The sequence below is a fragment of the Polaromonas hydrogenivorans genome (genome assembly GCF_040105105.1).
In the GTDB taxonomy this organism is placed as follows: Bacteria; Pseudomonadota; Gammaproteobacteria; order Burkholderiales; family Burkholderiaceae_C; genus Polaromonas; species Polaromonas hydrogenivorans.
This window is the reverse complement of the sequence record NZ_CP157675.1, coordinates 2,213,306-2,228,297: the sequence shown is the minus strand read 5'-3', so window position 1 is coordinate 2,228,297 and position 14,992 is coordinate 2,213,306. Positions and strand designations below refer to the sequence as shown.

The following is a 14,992-nucleotide window of genomic DNA, read 5'->3' as shown; positions in this document are numbered from 1 at the left end:
TTTCTTTCTTTTTCGAAGTTTTTACTTTGAAAATGAATTTTTAGCCAGAAAAAACTTCGCTGCTGGTGATCAAAAAATGCTGCTCGCCTCAATCCCCCAGCGTACACAGCGGAATATCCTTCTCCACCGCCAGCGCATCGAGTTCCCGGCGCGTGCGCGTCAGTAAAAAGGCGGCAACAGCCTCGTGCGTGGCGGGCTCAAGCATCGTCTGAATGCCGGGCATGGAAATCCCCGCCTCCGCGCACAGCCTGAGCGCGAAATGGGGCTCCAGCGCGGCCAGCGCCACGCGGCCATCCTGGCACGGATAGACGCGGTAGCCGGCATGGCCGCCGCCGATGGCCGCGCCCGGCTGGGTCAGGCCCCAGGCACGGGGCAGGGCGAGATAGCCCGCCGCGCTGGACAGGGCGATTTCGAGGTAAACGCCTTCGCCCTGGCTGCGCTGGTGCATCACGGCCTGCAGCACCGCTTCGCTGGCCATCAGCGAGCCGCCCATGTCGGCGTAGAGCGTGGCGGGCAAGTCCAGGCCGGTGACCAGACCGCTTTCAGCCACGTAAGTCAGGTCGTGACCGGCTTCTTCGGCGCGTTCGCCGGAGGCGCCGACGATGGCAATCTGGCTCAGCCGCGGGTGTTGCTGGTGCAGCGCCTGCCACGTCAGCCCCAGCTTGACCAGCGCGGACGGGCGGAACGAGGTGATCAGCACGTCGGCTTGCGCCAGTTCGCGGTGCAGCAGTTGCTGGCCCGCCTCGGTCTTCAGGTCCGCCGTCAGCAGCTCGATGTTTTCATGCAGTTGGCTGTAAGCGGCCTGGTTGTACTGCTTCATCGGGTCGCCGCCCGGCGGTTCGAGCTTCAGGCAGGCGGCGCCCATCTGGCGGCATCGCATCAGCGCGGCCGGGCCGGGCAGGTTGAGCGCCAGGCTCAGGATGCGGATGCCTTGAAGGGGTTGAAAGGGCTGGACAGGCTGGATAGCTGGGGCTGTGGTGGATGTCATTTGCTACTAAATAAATAGCGTCCTGTGCCCGATGCACATGCGCTAGAGGGTCAAATGACTCACAATTTACCGCAAAAACGCCTCGGTCCATGAAAAACGGGCGACTTTGTCGCCCGTGAAAAGCCGGCCCGCCACCGGGCCAAGGCTGCTCTATTCGCCGAAATTCAGCGGCAGTCCGACATAGTTCTCGGCAATGCTGCGCGAACCCGCTTCGGAGTTGAGCAGGTAGTCCAGTTCGGCCTGCTGGAACTTGGCGACGATGGCGCCGTCATCGGGGAAACGATGCATCAGCTGCGTGAACCACCATGAGAAGCGCTCGCCCTTCCAGATGCGTTTGAGGCAGCGCTCGGAGTAGTTGTCGATGCCCGCTTCGGTCTTGTCCTGGTAGAACTCGATGATGGCGCTGGACAGGTATTTCACATCGGTGGCCGCCAGGTTCAAGCCCTTGGCGCCGGTGGGCGGCACGATGTGGCCCGCGTCACCCGCCAAAAACATGCGGCCAAAGCGCAGCGGCTCGGTGATGAAGCTGCGCAGCGGGGCAATGCTTTTTTCAATCGACGGGCCGGTGATGAGTTTCTCGCGGCCTTCGTCGTCCAGGCGCAGGCGCAGCTCCTGCCAGAACGCCTCGTCGGTCCACTCTTCGATCCGGTCGGTCAGCGGCACCTGCAGGTAATAGCGGCTGCGCGTTTTGCTGCGCTGCGAGCACAGGGCAAAGCCGCGCGGGCTGTTGACGTAGATCAGCTCGTCATGCACTGGCGGCGTGTCCGACAGCAGGCCGAGCCAGCCGAAGGGATAGACCTTTTCAAACTCGGTGATCGCGCTGCGCGGCGCACTGGCGCGGCACACGCCATGAAAGCCGTCGCAGCCAGCGATGAAGTCGCACTCGATTTCAAACTTCTGGCCGTCTTTTTCGTAGGTGACACGGGGCTTGGCGGTGTCAAAGTCATGCACGGCGACGTGGGTGGCTTCATAGACGGTGGGCAGACCGGCAGCGGCGCGGGCATCCATCAGGTCACGGGTCAGCTCGGTCTGACCATAGACCATGACGTTCTTGCCGCCGGTCAGCTTGTTCATGTCAATGCGGTGGCGCTTGCCGTTGTAAAGCATCTCGAAGCCGCCGTGAACCAGCCCTTCCTTGTGCATGCGTTCGCCGACACCGGCCTCGTCCATCAGGTCGATGCAGACCTGCTCCAGAATGCCAGCGCGGATGCGGCCGAGCACGTAGTCGCCGGTCTGGCGTTCGAGAATGATGGCGTCAATGCCGGCCTTGTGCAGCAACTGGCCGAGCAGCAGGCCTGAAGGGCCTGCACCGATGATGGCAACCTGGGTACGCATGTTTTGTCTCCTTGTAAGGGTTGGGTGTAACTCCGGGCAGTGCAGTGCATGCCCGGATGTTCTGGGTGAGCCTTGAGCTTAGGCTTGTGCGCCTCTTGCCGCCATAGGCCACAAATGGCTTTGCGCGATGTTTGGCTTACTTGTGCGATGATCGCGCAATGTCTGTTTCCAGAACCATTTGCGCCGACCGCGTCTTTCCCATTGCCAAGGCCGACAAGATCGAGGGCATGGCCAAGGGCATGGCGGTGCTGGAGAGTTTTGACACCCAGCGCCAGCGCCTCAATGCCACGCTGGCGGCCGAGCGGGCGGGGCTGACCCGGGCTGCGGCGCGCCGCCATTTGCTGACGCTGACGCATCTGGGCTACCTCGAAACCGATGGCAGTTACTTCTGGCTGTCGGCCAAGGTGTTGCGGTTTTCAGGAAGCTACTTGGCGTCCGCGCGTTTGCCGCGTGCCATCCAGCCCACCTTGAGTCGCCTGGCGGCGCAGACCCGGCAGTCGTTTTCAGTCGCCGTGCTGGACCTTGACGAGGTGGTGATCGTCGGGCGCAGCGGCTACGAATGGACCAAGTCGCCCGAAGGCGCTACTCGGGTGATGGCCTACGGCCTGCACCTGGGCGCCCGGCTCCCGGCGCACGCCACCTCGACCGGGCGCGTGCTGCTGGCGGCCAAGACCAAAACGCAATTGACGCAATGGCTCAAGGGCCGGACTCTGGCGCGCCTGACCTCGCACACCCACATCGACCCCAAGCAGTTCCGCGCCGTCATCGAGCAGGTCCGCGCCAACGACTATTGCCTGGCCCAAGAGGAGCACGAACTGGACGTGCATGCGCTGGCCGTGCCGCTGCGGGACATGCAGGGAAACACGGTGGCGGCGCTCAATGTGGTCGCATCGCCTCAGCGGCTGACCGCGCAGGACATTCAGCGCGACCTGCTGCCGCTGCTGCTCGATGCCGCAAGGGAACTGCGCCCCTTGCTTTAATCCGTGGATGCCTAAACGCCCAGGTATTGCGCCAGCAGTTCCGGCCGGGCATGCAGTTCGGCCGAGCTGCCTTCAAAGACGACTTCGCCCTTGACCAAAATCACGTTGCGGTCGGTGATCTGGCTGACGTGCTTCCAGTTTTTGTCAACAATCACGCTGCTGATGCCGGTTTCACGCACCAGGCGGCAGATGCGCCAAATTTCCCGGGCAATCAGCGGCGCCAGGCCTTCGGTGGCCTCGTCCAGGATCAGCACGTCCGGATTGGTCATGAGCGCCCGGCCGATGGTCAGCATTTGCTGCTCTCCGCCACTGAGTTGCTGGCCGCCGTGGCCCAGGCGCTCCTTGAGCCGGGGAAAGGTGTCCAGCACCCGCTCGTAAGTCCAGTCGCGCTGGCCCCGGCTGCCGGCGCGCGCGGCCATCTTCAGGTTTTCCACCACGCTCAGGTTGCCGAAAATGCCCCGGCCCTCGGGCACATAGGCGATGCCGAGCCGCGCGATTTCATAGGGCGCACGCCCCGTCATCGGCTGGCCCGCAATCTCGACCGAACCGGAGCGGGGCTTGACCAGGCCCATGATGCTTTTGAGCAGCGTGCTTTTGCCCATGCCGTTGCGGCCCATCAGGCCAATGGTTTCACCGCGCGCCACGCTGAAGCTGAGGTCGCGCAGGATGTGGCTGGCGCCGTAGTAGGTGTTGAGCTTTTGGGCGTTGACCAGCAGGTCCGGCGGGTTGATGCGGTGGGTCGTCATGCGCTTTCTTCCCCGATGTCTTCGCCGAGGTAGGCGGCCTGGACACCCGCGTCGGCCCGGATTTGCGCCGGTGTGCCGCTGGCGATGACCTGGCCGTTGACCATCACCGTCAGCTGGTCGGCCAGTGTGAACACCGCGTCCATGTCGTGTTCGACCAGCAGGATGCCGTGGTCTTTTTTCAGGCTTTGCAGCAGGGCTATCATGCGTTCGGCCTCGACCGCGCCCATGCCGGCCAGGGGCTCGTCGAGCAGCAGAACCTGCGGGCGGGTGGCCAGCGTCATGGCGATTTCAAGCTGGCGCTGTTCGCCATGGCTGATGGTTCCGGCGATGCTGTCGCGCCGATTTTTTAAGCCAGAAAGCTCGATTGCGCTTTCTGCACGGGCATTGATAGCTATGAAACTGGTAGCACGCCGCAGCCAGTTCAGGGCGTGCGGTTCGCGCGACTGCGAAGCCAGGCGCACGTTTTCCCAGACGCTGAAGGGCAAAAAAATGTTGGTCTTCTGGTAGCTGCGGCCCAGCCCCTGGATCGAAATTTTTTCAGGGCTCCAGCCCGTGATGTCCTGCCCGCCCAGCACGACAGAACCTGAAGTGAGCGGCAAGTCCCCGGACAGCAGGTTGGTCAGGGTGGACTTGCCGGCGCCGTTGGGGCCAATCACGGCATGGATGCGGCCGCGCCAGAGATCGACCGACACATCATTGACCGCGGCCAGGCCGCCAAAGCGTTTGGTCAGGTTTTTGGCGCTCAGGAGAACTTCACTCATCCTGGTTCTCCTTGTCCATGCCGCGTTTTCCGAAACGCTCGGCAAGACCCAATAGGCCGCGCGGCGCAAACGTCACCAGCAGCACGATGAACAGGCCCATCCAGAGCTGCCAGTGCTTGCCCAGGTTGACGCTGCCGACCTGCGGCAAGTCCTTGAAGACATGCAGCAAATACTCGAATGTGAACGCCCCGACCATTGCGCCGGCAATGTTGCCCATGCCGCCCAGCACGACCATCATGATGGTGTGCGCGCTCATCTGGAAACCCATGAGTTCGGGGTTGATGTAGCCGGTCTGCGTGCCCCAGAGGTAGCCCGCCAGCCCGGCCAGGCCGCCGGCCAGCGTGAACGCCGTGAGCTTGTAGCCGAAGGTGTAAAAGCCCATCGCCCGCATGCGGTGCTCGTTGACGCGGATGCCCGCCAGCGCCCGGCCGAACGGGCTCCAGAGCAGGCGCCGCAAAAAGGCATAGACCAGCAGCATGGCGGCCAGCGTGAAGTAGTAAAGCGTGCGCTTGCCGTCCAGGTCAAACGGCACCCAGCCGAACAGCGCTGCGCTGGGCCGGAAGTTGATGTAAAGCCCGTCCGATCCGCCCAGTGCCTTGTTGTCGAAAAACAGGAAAAACACCATCTGCGCAAAAGCCATGGTGACCATGATGAAGTAGATGCCGCGCGTGCGCACGACAAAAAAACCGATGATGAGCGCCGCCAGCCCCGAGCCCAGCACGGCGACCGGCAAGGTCCACCACAGGCTGACCGCTTCGCCCTGCGGCGTGAGGAAGGCCAGCGCGTAGCCGGCCAGTCCAAAGTAGGCGGCATGGCCCAGCGACACCAGGCCGGTCACGCCCTGCAGCAGGTCCAGGCTCATGGCAAAAATCGCCATGATCATCATGCGCGTGACCATTTCGGTGTAGAACTCGGTTCCTGCGAAAGGAAAGGCGAGCAGCGCCGCCAGCCCGAGAAAGAGCGCCACCTGCACGCCGCGCGGCAGTATTTCCATGTTGGCTTGGGTCATTGCTTGAACAGGCCTTCGGGCTTGTACAGCAGCACCGCCGCCATCAGGATATAGACCAGCATGCCGGCGACCTGCGGCAGCAGCACCTTGCCGAAGGTATCGACCAGGCCGACCAGCAGGGCGGCGATCAGCGCGCCGCGCACCGAGCCGATGCCGCCAATCACCACCACGACGAAGCACATGATCAGCACCTGCGAGCCCATGTTGGGATACACGCTGGCAACCGGCGCGGCAACCATGCCCGCCACCGCCGCCAGTCCGACGCCCAGCGCGAACACCACCGCATGGATCAGCTTGATGTTGACGCCCAGCGCCTCGGCCATGTCCCGGTTGAAGGCGCCGGCGCGTATCTTCATGCCCAGCCGGGTTTTGGAGATCAGGAAGTACAGGCCAGCCGCCAGGGCCAGGCAGACCCCCGACATGAACAGGCGGTACACCGGGTAAGACAGGTTGTCGGTCAGCGGAATCGAGGCGCTCAGCAACTCGGGAATCGGCACGCCGTGGACATCGTCGCCCCACACGATGGAGCGCAACTCTTCAAAAATATAGATCAGCCCGAAGGTCAGCAGCACCTGGTCCAGATGGTCGCGCTCGTAGAAATGGCGGAACAGCAGCCATTCCAGCGCCAGGCCGAAAAGCACCGACAGCGCAGCGCCGCCAATGATGGCCAGGCTCAGGCTGCCAAACAGGGCGCTGAGCGACCACGCCAGGTAGGCGCCGAGCATGTAAAAGCTGCCATGCGCCAGATTGACCACGCCCATGATGCCGAAGATCAGCGTCAGGCCGGCGGCCAGCATGAACAGCAGCAGGCCGTACTGGACACTGTTCAGGAGCTGGATGAAAAAGTTGGCTAAATCCATCGGTGTTGTTTCCCGCAGGGGGCAAAACTTGCGGCTGCCGGCTCCTCAAGCCATCTTGCAGCCAAGGCCCGAGTCGGAAAGCGCTTTGGCGGCAATGCCAATCACCTTGTTTTCCTTGTTTTCAACCACGCGCAGGTAGATGTCCTGCACCGGGTTATGCGCCTTGCTCATGGTCCACTTGCCGCGCGGGCTGTCGATGGTGGCGCCTTCCATGGCCTTGTACAAGGCCGGCTTCGCGCCAAGGTCGCCCTTGACGGCATTCGCGCCCTGGATGAGCAACAGGCCGGTGTCGTAACCCTGCACGGCGTACACGTCGGGCTGGCTGCGAAACGCCTTCACGTAATCAAGACGGAATTTTTTGTTGCGCGGCGTGTTGAGCGAGTCGCTGTAGTGCATGGTGGTGACGATGCCTTCTGCCGCAGGGCCGGCGGCGTCGAGCACGCCTTCGGTCAGGAAGCCCGAGCCGTAAAGCGGAATCTTGCCTTTCAGGCCTGCGGCGGCATAGTCGCGGATGAACTTGGCCGCGCCACCGCCGGCAAAAAAGCAGGCCACCGCATCGGGCTTGAGTGCGGCGATTTCGGTCAGCAGCGCCTGGAACTCAACATTGGGGAAGGGCAGTCCCAGTTCCTTGACGATGGTGCCGCCCGCTGCGGTATAGCTTTCCTTGAAGCCTTCGAAGGCTTCGTCGCCGGCCGCGTATTTCCAGGTGATCCAGACGGCTTTCTTGTGGCCCTTGGCGACCATGGCCTGGCCCAGCGCCCGGGTCGGCTGCGAATTGCTGAAGGACGTGCGGAACACATTCGGCGCGCACAGGGCGCGTGTTGCGGCATGCACGCCTGCATTGGGAATCAGGCACAGCACGCCGCTGTCGCGGGCAACTTTCTGGATACCCATCTGCACGCCCGAATGCACGGTGCCGACCAGCACATCGACCTTGTCGCGCTGCACCAGCTTGCTGGCGTTTTCAATGCCCTTGGAGGGCTCCGACTCGTCATCGACCTTGAAGTATTCGATCTCGCGCCCGCCCAGCTTGCCGCCTTGTTCATTGATGGCCATGCGAAAGCCGTTTTCAATCGCCACGCCAAGCTGGCTGAAGGTGCCCGTATAGGGAAGCATGAAGCCCACCCGGACCTTGCCCGACTGGGCGCGCACGAGTTCGGGCAGCAGCAAGCCGGAGCAAGCCGTGCCCATCATGGCAGCACTGCGGGTGAGGACCAGACGACGAGTGGGCATGGAAAATTCCTTTTTGATTGAACAGGTGTCAACCCATAATAAGGCGCGCATCTCCCGGGGCGGCTAGTGTAAAACCCGAGCTTCATGGTTAAATTGTTTAACCATGAAGTTTTTTTGCGAAACGTGATTTGATCTGGCTTGAGGCAATATTCCCCGGAGTTTTCAGGTGGCGTCGCAAGGAGCGCTGGTCTTTGGCAGGGCGGCTTGCAGCCACTGACGACACCATTCGGCGCCCACTGTCTCGGGAAGAGTGCCGTCGCTTGAATCGAGGCAGCAGATTTCGCCGATGCGCTGCGCGCCAAGATCCTGCAGGCGCTCGTCAAAATGCTTTCCGCCAAAACAGAAGGTCTGCGCATGCGAAGCACTGTCGCCCAGCGCGATCACGCCATAACGCACATGGCCCAAAAACCGGGGCTGCAGGTCCAGCGACTGGTAAAGCGCCTGCGCATTGTCGGGAACGTCGCCCGCGCCGTAGGTGGATGTGCAAATGAGATAGAGCACATCTTCGGCTTTGTCCGCATCAAAGACACTGATGTCCAGGCCGTCCATCGGTTCAACCTCGACAGGATTCGCCAGGTCCGCGCATTCCATCTGAATGGCTTGCGCGACATGCTTCGCCGTATGGGTCATGCTGCCGACCAGGATTTTTAGTTTCATTTTCAGTGTCCGGTATAAGTAAAAAAACAGGAATGGGTATGGATTGTCGGGGCTGCGCATTTTGCTGGGGCGACGCAGATTGGCTTAAAAAAATTCCGGACCCGGTAAATAGTGCGATTTTCCTGTCTATAATAATCAACTTGTCGGAGTGTGGCGCAGTCTGGTAGCGCACCTGGTTTGGGACCAGGGGGTCCAAGGTTCGAATCCTTGTACTCCGACCAAAAATCAATAAAAAAGCTCACTTTGTGGGCTTTTTTTATATCTGTCCGTAGCTCAGTTGGATAGAGCATCAGCCTTCTAAGCTGAGGGTCGGGGGTTCGATCCCCTCCGGACAGACCAAAGCAGCATTTCACACCGTCTCATATCACCTCACAACCCGCATGTTTCATAGGCATGGCGGGTTTTTTGTTGTCTCACGCGGTATCACGGGATAGCATGACATACCGCCAAAATAGTGGTACTTATGGCGATATTTCCAAATACCGCCACAAGGGATTGCGCAAGTGGGAAGGGCGCAGGCTGCTATTTATAACGTAGCAGATTGCGCCCTCAAAATTCAGCAGCCGGCTTAACAGCCGCGCGTGACCGGCATCTCGACTTCACGGTTCATCACCAGATGCCTGGCCAGCTCCAGCTTGGCCAATGAAGCACGATGCACTTCATCCGGTCCGTCCGCCAGGCGCAGCGTGCGCTGGCAGGCGTACGCATAGGCCAGCGGAAAGTCATCCGACACGCCGCCGCCGCCATGGGCCTGGATGGCCCAGTCGATGATCTGGCAGGCCATGTTGGGCGCGACCACCTTGATCATCGCAATCTCGGCCTTGGCCACCTTGTTGCCCACGGTGTCCATCATGTAGGCGGCTTTCAGCGTCAGCAGCCGGGCCTGCTCGATCATGCAGCGTGATTCGGCAATGCGTTCCCACCAGACTGACTGGGCCGCGATGGGCTTGCCGAATGCCACGCGGGAGTTGAGCCGCTTGCACATCAGCTCCAGCGCCCGTTCGGCAATGCCGATGCTGCGCATGCAGTGGTGGATGCGTCCGGGGCCAAGGCGGCCCTGGGCAATTTCAAAGCCGCGTCCTTCGCCCAGCAACAGGTTGGCTGCAGGCACCCGCACGTTGGTCAGGCGAACTTCCATGTGGCCGTGCGGCGCGTCGTCGTAGCCGAAAACGCTCAGGGGGCGAATCACGTTCACGCCGGGGGTGTTGGCGGGAACCAGGATCATCGACTGCTGTTCGTGGCGGCCTGCGGTGGGATCGGTCTTGCCCATCACGATGTAGATCGCGCAGCGTGGGTCGCCGGCACCCGACGACCACCATTTGAGGCCGTTGATGAGGTAGTCGTCGCCGTCGCGTTCAATGCGGCACTGGACGTTGGTGGCGTCGGAGGAGGCGACTTCGGGCTCGGTCATCAGGAAGGCCGAGCGGATCTCGCCCTTGAGCAGCGGATCCAGCCATTCGTCCTGGTTGGCTTCCGAGCCGTAGCGGGCGATGGTTTCCATGTTGCCGGTGTCGGGCGCCGAGCAGTTGAACACTTCGGCGGCAAACGGAACGCGTCCCATGATTTCGCACAGCGGCGCGTATTCGAGGTTGGACAGGCCCTCGGGGGCGCGCGGCGAATGCGGCAAAAACAGGTTCCACAAACCGGCGGCGCGTGCCTTGGGTTTCAGTTCTTCAATCAGGGCGGTGGGGATCCAGGCGTTGCCTTTGGCCCGGTTCTCGGCGATTTCGCGGAAAAACCGTGCTTCGTTCGGATAAACATGCTCGTCCATGAACTTCAGCAGGCGCGCCTGCAGCTCTTTTACTTTGGGGGTGTAGTCGAAGTCCATGAAAATCTCCTGAAGGGGCGGGTGGTTGTTGAGGAAAAACTTGGCCGGAAAACGCTTGGCGGACGCAGGCTTCAGGCCTGCGCTTTCAGCGCAAAGTCCCAGGCCACTTTTGCCAGCAGCGGCGCGCCGGCGGCCGAACTGACGGCCTGCGCGCTGGACGCGGTGCCGGCTTCAATGCGTTTGGCGATGCCTTGCAAAATGGCGGCCATGCGGAACAGGTTGTAGGCCAGGTAAAAGTTCCAGTCGGCCTTTAACGCTTCGGGCGTGGTCAGGCCGGTGCGTTCGCAATAGTGGCGAATGTAATCTACCTCTGTAGGAATACCCAGACTCACGACATCAAGCCCGCCAATGCCACGAAACGCGCCGGGCGGAATGTGCCAGGCCATGCAGTGGTAGCTGAAATCGGCCAGCGGATGGCCGAGCGTGGACAGCTCCCAGTCCAGCACGGCGAGCACGCGGGGCTCGGTGGGATGAAACAGCAGGTTGTCGAGCCGGAAGTCGCCGTGCACGATGGACACCAGGCTTTCATCGCGCGCGCTGGCCGGAATATTCGCAGGCAGCCACTGCATCAGGCTGTCCATCTCGGCAATCGGCTCGGTGATGGAAGCCAGGTACTGTTTGCTCCAGCGGCCAATCTGGCGCTCGAAGTAGTTGCCGGGTTTGCCGTAGTCGGCCAGGCCGCGTTCGGCAAATTTCACCTTGTGCAGTGCGGCGATGACGCGGTTCATCTCGTCGTAAATCTCGCCGCGCTGGGTGTTCGTCATGCCGGGCAGGGACTGGTCCCAGAGCACGCGGCCCTCGACAAACTCCATCACATAAAAGGCGCGGCCAATGACGGATTCGTCCTCGCACAGGCAATACATTTTGGGCACCGGCACGTCCGTGCCCTGCAGGCCCTGCATCACCTTGAATTCACGCTCGACCGCATGGGCCGATGGCAGCAGTCTGGCGACCGGGCCGGGTTTGGCGCGCATGACGTAAGACGCAGCGGGCGTGAGCAGCTTGTAGGTCGGGTTGGACTGGCCGCCCTTGAAAATCTCGACGCTCAAGGGGCCGCTGAAGCCGTCAAGATGCTCGCTCAGGTAGGCGCTCAGCGCTTCGGTATCAAACGCCTGACTGGCGCTGACGGCCCGGGTGCCGATGAAGTGGTCAAAATTGCTCATGGGCTGCTTGTCTCCCTGGGACTGGTTTTGTTATTTGTCGGCATCCGCTTCAGAGATACGCATCAGGGTCTGGCGGTTGCGCACCACCAGGCCACCCGGCTCGATGCGGATGGCTTCCTCGCGCTCCATCGCCTTGAGTTCCTGGTTGACCCGCTGGCGCGAGGCGCCCAGGAGTTGCGCCAGTTCTTCCTGCGCCAGCTGCAGGCTGATGCGGATATCGCTGCCATTGGCCAGGCTGGGCACGCCGTAGCTGCGCACCAGGTGCAGCAACTGCTTGGCCAGCCGTGCCCGCAAGGGCAGCGTGTTGAGGTCTTCGACCAGGCCGAACAGCTGGCGGATGCGGCGCGCATGCAGGCGCAGCAGCGCTTCGTACAACTCGACATGCAGGCTCAGGATTTTTCGCAGGTCGCCACGCGCCACGCACAGCGTGGTGGTGCTGCCGTGGGCATAGGCATCGTGGGTGCGACGGTCGCCGTCGAAAATCGCCACATCGCCAAACCAGATGCCGGGCTCCACATAGGTCAGCGTCACCTGCTTGCCGGAAATCGAGGTCGAACTGACGCGCACCGCGCCGGTGGCGCAGGCGATCCATTCCTCGGGCGGGTCGCCCCGCGCCGCAATGAGGTCGCCGTCTTTGTAGCGTTTGACGTAAGCGCATCGGAGGATGTCGTGCCTCAGGGAAGGTGACAGGGATGAGAACCAGCGGCCGCTGTTGATGGCCACTCTTTCGTCTATCGTAAGAATAGGATCGTCCATGGTCTGTCTTTTGGGTGACTAACAAGCTTTGCATTGTCGCTATCGCGACCCGTTTTCAGGCCGACCACTGTCGCATGGGTGTCGCGCATGCAGTGCTACCGCCAGGATGTCAGCGGCCCGGTTCAAGTGGCAAATCCTGCGGGTCAGTGAGAAATTTTGAATGCCAAATATGGCTTTTGCGCACGCTGTATAAGCATGGACAGCTATTAAATCAGTAGCGGCTGAGGAACGGTTCTGCTGATGCAGCCATTTTTTTCGGAAAAGCAGCTGGCAATCCGATTCCGCATCCGGCTGCGATGGCCGGATGTTCCCGCCGGTTCAGCGGTAGTGCGGCTTGCGCTTTTGCAAAAACGCGTCAATGCCTTCGCCGCCATTGGCGTGATGCAGGTTGCGAACAAAGTGGTTGCGTTCGCTGTCCAGCTGCTGGCTCATGGTGTTTGATGCGGCATCGTTGATGAGGTCCTTGATGCTGGCCAGCACATTCGGTGCGCGTGCATTGAGCCGGGCCGCCAGCACCAGCGCTTCAGCGAGGGCGCCGCCCGCAACGGTGATGCGGTTCACCAGGCCCAGGCCATGCAGTCGTTCGGCGCTGATGCGCTCCGCGCCCATGAGCAGTTCGCTGGCCAGGGCGCGGGGCAGGGCGCGCGCCAGGCTCCAGCTGCCGCCGCCGTCGGGCGACAGCGCCACGCTGCTGTAGGACATCACGAACACGGCGTTGTCGGCGGCGACGATGAAGTCGCACGCCAGCGCCAGCGAAAAACCGGCGCCGGCGGCCGCGCCTTCGACGGCGGCAATCACGGGCTTGGGGTAGGTGTGGATGGCCTCGATCCAGTTGTGCAGCGCTTCAATGCTCTGGGCCTGCACTTCGGGCGATTCGCGCCGGTTGGCCTGCAGCCGCAGCAGGTTGCCGCCGGCGCAAAACACGCTGCCTTCGCCGGTAATCACCACGCTGCGGATTTCCGGGTTGTTCTCGGCGGCGTTCAGCGCCTCGATGCCTGCGGCGTACATGTCGGGGCCAAGCGCATTCTTGTGCTCGGGGTTGCTCAGCGTCAGGATGAGGGTGCCGCTTTCGCTGGTGCTTTTGAGGGAGGCCGGCATGTCAGCTTTCCTCGTGCATCAGGCTCAGGCCAATCGCGCCACGGCGGCGCAGCCACGGCGAAGGGCGGTAGCGTTGGTCGCCGTACACGGTTTGCATGTTGAACAGCACTTCGAGCACATTGGTGGGGCCATAACGGTCGCCCATGGCCAGCGGCCCCATCGGGTAACCGAGGCCCAGCGTGACGGCGGTTTCCAGGTCTTTGGGGCTGCAGATGCCCTGCTGGCAGATGTCGCTGGCAATGTTGACGATGGTGGCGACGACGCGCTGCGTGACGAATCCGCCGCTGTCGCGGATCACGCTGACCGCCTTGCCGTCGCGGGCAAACAGCGCATGCGCCGCATCGCGCATGTCGCTGCGCGTGGCAGGGTTGGTCGCCAGAACGCGGCGTTTGGTGGCGGCGTCATCGATCATCATGTCGATGCCGACGGTGCGCGCCGGGTCCAGCCGCTCGACCACGGCCACCGTGGTGATGTCAAAGCCCAGCGGCGCGACCAGCGTCAGCGCCTGCGGGGACGGCGACGGGCCGGTTTCGATGTGGGCGCCGAGGTTCTTGAGCAATTGCAGCAATTCCGAACGCCGGGCCGCCCGGGGCGACACCCAGACCGGCGGCATTTCGGCCACGACGGGAACCGGCGCTTCGCCCGGAACCTGCGCCACGCCGCCGTCATGGCGGTAAAAGCCTTCGCCGGTTTTGCGGCCCAGCAGTCCGCCGGCCAGGCGCTGCGCGGTGATGACGCTGGGGCGGTAGCGGTCTTCCTCGTAATACTGGTGGTAGATCGATTCCATCACCGGATGCGAAACATCGAGCCCGGTCAGGTCCATCAGCTCGAACGGCCCGAGCTTGAAGCCGGCCTGGTCGCGCAGGATGCGGTCGATGGTGGCGAAGTCGGCAATGCCTTCGCTGACGATGCGCAGCGCCTCGGTGCCGTAGCCGCGCCCGGCATGGTTGACGATGAAGCCCGGCGTGTCCTGCGCCTGCACCGGCGTGTGGCCCATCTGGCGGGCGTACTGGCTCAAGCCGTGGCAAGTGTCGGCGCCGGTTTTCAGCCCGGCGATGATTTCCACGACTTTCATCAGCGGAACCGGGTTGAAGAAGTGATAGCCGGCAAAGCGTTCGGGGTGCTTGAGGGCTGCGGCAATCGCGGTCACCGACAGCGAAGACGTATTGCTTGCCAGCACGGCTTGAGCGGACACGATGGCTTCAAGCTGGGCGAACAGCGCCTTCTTGATGTCCAGCCGCTCGACGATGGCTTCAATCACCAGATCGCAGTCCGACAGGTCAGCCAGCGTGCCGGCCACCCGCAGCCTGGCCTTGTGGCTGTCAGCCGCGTCAGCACCGATGCGCCCTTTTTCGACCAGCTTGTCCCATTGGCTGCACAGGGCTTGATGGGCTTTTTCAGCGGCGCCCGCCTGGGCATCCATCAGCTTGACGATGCTGCCGGCCTGGACCGCGATCTGGGCGATGCCGCGTCCCATGGCCCCGGTGCCGACAATGCCGACCGTTTTAAAAATTGTTGTGTGCATTGTTGAGTGGAAGCCGATGGTTGAAGGATGGGACGGCATGGGAACGCTTGGGG

General features: G+C 62.3%; 14 protein-coding genes and 2 tRNA genes. 3 read left to right on the top strand and 13 right to left on the bottom strand.

What is annotated here, in order from left to right; translation table 11 throughout:
- Positions 1–88: 88 nt before the first annotated feature.
- A complete protein-coding gene (locus ABLV49_RS10695) occupies positions 89–988 on the bottom strand; it encodes a CoA transferase (RefSeq protein ID WP_349276401.1) in 900 nt (299 codons plus the stop codon).
- A gap of 150 nt (positions 989–1,138) precedes the next feature.
- Entirely contained in the window at positions 1,139–2,323 is a 1,185-nt protein-coding gene (gene pobA / locus ABLV49_RS10690) for a 4-hydroxybenzoate 3-monooxygenase (protein ID WP_011801292.1), read from the bottom strand.
- Positions 2,324–2,481: 158 nt separating this feature from the next.
- Here pobA and ABLV49_RS10685 point away from each other — a divergent pair, with 158 nt between their 5' ends.
- Positions 2,482–3,303, top strand: a complete 822-nt coding sequence (locus ABLV49_RS10685; RefSeq protein WP_349276400.1) for an IclR family transcriptional regulator domain-containing protein — start codon at positions 2,482–2,484, stop codon at positions 3,301–3,303.
- A gap of 11 nt (positions 3,304–3,314) precedes the next feature.
- On the opposite strand, the gene ABLV49_RS10680 is transcribed toward ABLV49_RS10685, so the two are convergent.
- The 6 genes from ABLV49_RS10680 to ABLV49_RS10655 all read right to left on the bottom strand — a co-directional run bounded on the left by ABLV49_RS10680 (position 3,315) and on the right by ABLV49_RS10655 (position 8,569).
- Entirely contained in the window at positions 3,315–4,049 is a 735-nt protein-coding gene (locus tag ABLV49_RS10680; RefSeq protein ID WP_349276399.1) for an ABC transporter ATP-binding protein, read from the bottom strand.
- Positions 4,046–4,810: an ABC transporter ATP-binding protein gene (locus ABLV49_RS10675; RefSeq protein ID WP_349276398.1), complete on the bottom strand. Its 765-nt coding sequence runs from the start codon at positions 4,808–4,810 to the stop codon at positions 4,046–4,048. The genes ABLV49_RS10680 and ABLV49_RS10675 overlap by 4 nt, the downstream gene beginning before the upstream one ends.
- Positions 4,803–5,819, bottom strand: a complete 1,017-nt coding sequence (locus tag ABLV49_RS10670) for a branched-chain amino acid ABC transporter permease (protein WP_349276397.1) — start codon at positions 5,817–5,819, stop codon at positions 4,803–4,805. The genes ABLV49_RS10675 and ABLV49_RS10670 overlap by 8 nt, the downstream gene beginning before the upstream one ends.
- Positions 5,816–6,679 carry a branched-chain amino acid ABC transporter permease gene (locus ABLV49_RS10665; RefSeq protein WP_349276396.1) on the bottom strand — a complete coding sequence of 288 codons (864 nt, stop codon included), beginning with the start codon at positions 6,677–6,679 and terminating at the stop codon, positions 5,816–5,818. Before ABLV49_RS10665 ends, ABLV49_RS10670 begins: the two co-directional genes overlap by 4 nt.
- Positions 6,680–6,724: 45 nt before the next feature.
- Positions 6,725–7,912: an ABC transporter substrate-binding protein gene (locus ABLV49_RS10660; protein WP_349276395.1), complete on the bottom strand. Its 1,188-nt coding sequence runs from the start codon at positions 7,910–7,912 to the stop codon at positions 6,725–6,727.
- 162 nt (positions 7,913–8,074) lie between these two features.
- Positions 8,075–8,569 carry a flavodoxin domain-containing protein gene (locus ABLV49_RS10655; RefSeq protein ID WP_349276394.1) on the bottom strand — a complete coding sequence of 165 codons (495 nt, stop codon included), beginning with the start codon at positions 8,567–8,569 and terminating at the stop codon, positions 8,075–8,077.
- A 144-nt stretch (positions 8,570–8,713) separates the two neighbouring features.
- On the opposite strand from ABLV49_RS10655, the gene ABLV49_RS10650 reads away from it, so the two are divergent.
- Positions 8,714–8,790: transfer RNA gene (locus ABLV49_RS10650), tRNA-Pro, on the top strand.
- A gap of 41 nt (positions 8,791–8,831) precedes the next feature.
- Positions 8,832–8,908: transfer RNA gene (locus tag ABLV49_RS10645), tRNA-Arg, on the top strand.
- Positions 8,909–9,137: 229 nt separating this feature from the next.
- Here the strand turns inward: ABLV49_RS10645 and ABLV49_RS10640 are convergent.
- The 5 genes from ABLV49_RS10640 to ABLV49_RS10620 all read right to left on the bottom strand — a co-directional run bounded on the left by ABLV49_RS10640 (position 9,138) and on the right by ABLV49_RS10620 (position 14,939).
- Positions 9,138–10,397 (bottom strand): acyl-CoA dehydrogenase family protein, encoded by a 1,260-nt coding sequence (locus ABLV49_RS10640; protein ID WP_349276393.1) that lies wholly within the window; start codon positions 10,395–10,397, stop codon positions 9,138–9,140.
- A 71-nt stretch (positions 10,398–10,468) separates the two neighbouring features.
- Positions 10,469–11,560, bottom strand: a complete 1,092-nt coding sequence (locus ABLV49_RS10635) for a phosphotransferase (RefSeq protein ID WP_349276392.1) — start codon at positions 11,558–11,560, stop codon at positions 10,469–10,471.
- Positions 11,561–11,590: 30 nt separating this feature from the next.
- A complete protein-coding gene (locus tag ABLV49_RS10630) occupies positions 11,591–12,316 on the bottom strand; it encodes a Crp/Fnr family transcriptional regulator (protein ID WP_349276391.1) in 726 nt (241 codons plus the stop codon).
- Between the two features lie 318 nt (positions 12,317–12,634).
- Positions 12,635–13,414 (bottom strand): oxepin-CoA hydrolase, alternative type, encoded by a 780-nt coding sequence (locus tag ABLV49_RS10625; RefSeq protein WP_349276390.1) that lies wholly within the window; start codon positions 13,412–13,414, stop codon positions 12,635–12,637.
- Between the two features lies 1 nt (position 13,415).
- Positions 13,416–14,939: a 3-hydroxyacyl-CoA dehydrogenase gene (locus ABLV49_RS10620; RefSeq protein WP_349276389.1), complete on the bottom strand. Its 1,524-nt coding sequence runs from the start codon at positions 14,937–14,939 to the stop codon at positions 13,416–13,418.
- Positions 14,940–14,992 lie beyond the last annotated feature (53 nt).

What these genes read in the sequence shown, in the direction of transcription:
- ABLV49_RS10640 (WP_349276393.1), bottom strand. Translation starts at nt 10,397, where the DNA reads ATGGACTTCGACTACACCCCCAAAGTAAAAGAGCTGCAGGCGCGCCTG.
- pobA (WP_011801292.1), bottom strand. Translation starts at nt 2,323, where the DNA reads ATGCGTACCCAGGTTGCCATCATCGGTGCAGGCCCTTCAGGCCTGCTG.
- ABLV49_RS10670 (WP_349276397.1), bottom strand. Translation starts at nt 5,819, where the DNA reads ATGACCCAAGCCAACATGGAAATACTGCCGCGCGGCGTGCAGGTGGCG.
- ABLV49_RS10680 (WP_349276399.1), bottom strand. Translation starts at nt 4,049, where the DNA reads ATGACGACCCACCGCATCAACCCGCCGGACCTGCTGGTCAACGCCCAA.
- ABLV49_RS10695 (WP_349276401.1), bottom strand. Translation starts at nt 988, where the DNA reads ATGACATCCACCACAGCCCCAGCTATCCAGCCTGTCCAGCCCTTTCAA.
- ABLV49_RS10625 (WP_349276390.1), bottom strand. Translation starts at nt 13,414, where the DNA reads ATGCCGGCCTCCCTCAAAAGCACCAGCGAAAGCGGCACCCTCATCCTG.
- ABLV49_RS10620 (WP_349276389.1), bottom strand. Translation starts at nt 14,939, where the DNA reads ATGCACACAACAATTTTTAAAACGGTCGGCATTGTCGGCACCGGGGCC.
- ABLV49_RS10660 (WP_349276395.1), bottom strand. Translation starts at nt 7,912, where the DNA reads ATGCCCACTCGTCGTCTGGTCCTCACCCGCAGTGCTGCCATGATGGGC.
- ABLV49_RS10685 (WP_349276400.1), top strand. Translation starts at nt 2,482, where the DNA reads ATGTCTGTTTCCAGAACCATTTGCGCCGACCGCGTCTTTCCCATTGCC.
- ABLV49_RS10655 (WP_349276394.1), bottom strand. Translation starts at nt 8,569, where the DNA reads ATGAAACTAAAAATCCTGGTCGGCAGCATGACCCATACGGCGAAGCAT.
- ABLV49_RS10635 (WP_349276392.1), bottom strand. Translation starts at nt 11,560, where the DNA reads ATGAGCAATTTTGACCACTTCATCGGCACCCGGGCCGTCAGCGCCAGT.
- ABLV49_RS10665 (WP_349276396.1), bottom strand. Translation starts at nt 6,679, where the DNA reads ATGGATTTAGCCAACTTTTTCATCCAGCTCCTGAACAGTGTCCAGTAC.
- ABLV49_RS10630 (WP_349276391.1), bottom strand. Translation starts at nt 12,316, where the DNA reads ATGGACGATCCTATTCTTACGATAGACGAAAGAGTGGCCATCAACAGC.
- ABLV49_RS10675 (WP_349276398.1), bottom strand. Translation starts at nt 4,810, where the DNA reads ATGAGTGAAGTTCTCCTGAGCGCCAAAAACCTGACCAAACGCTTTGGC.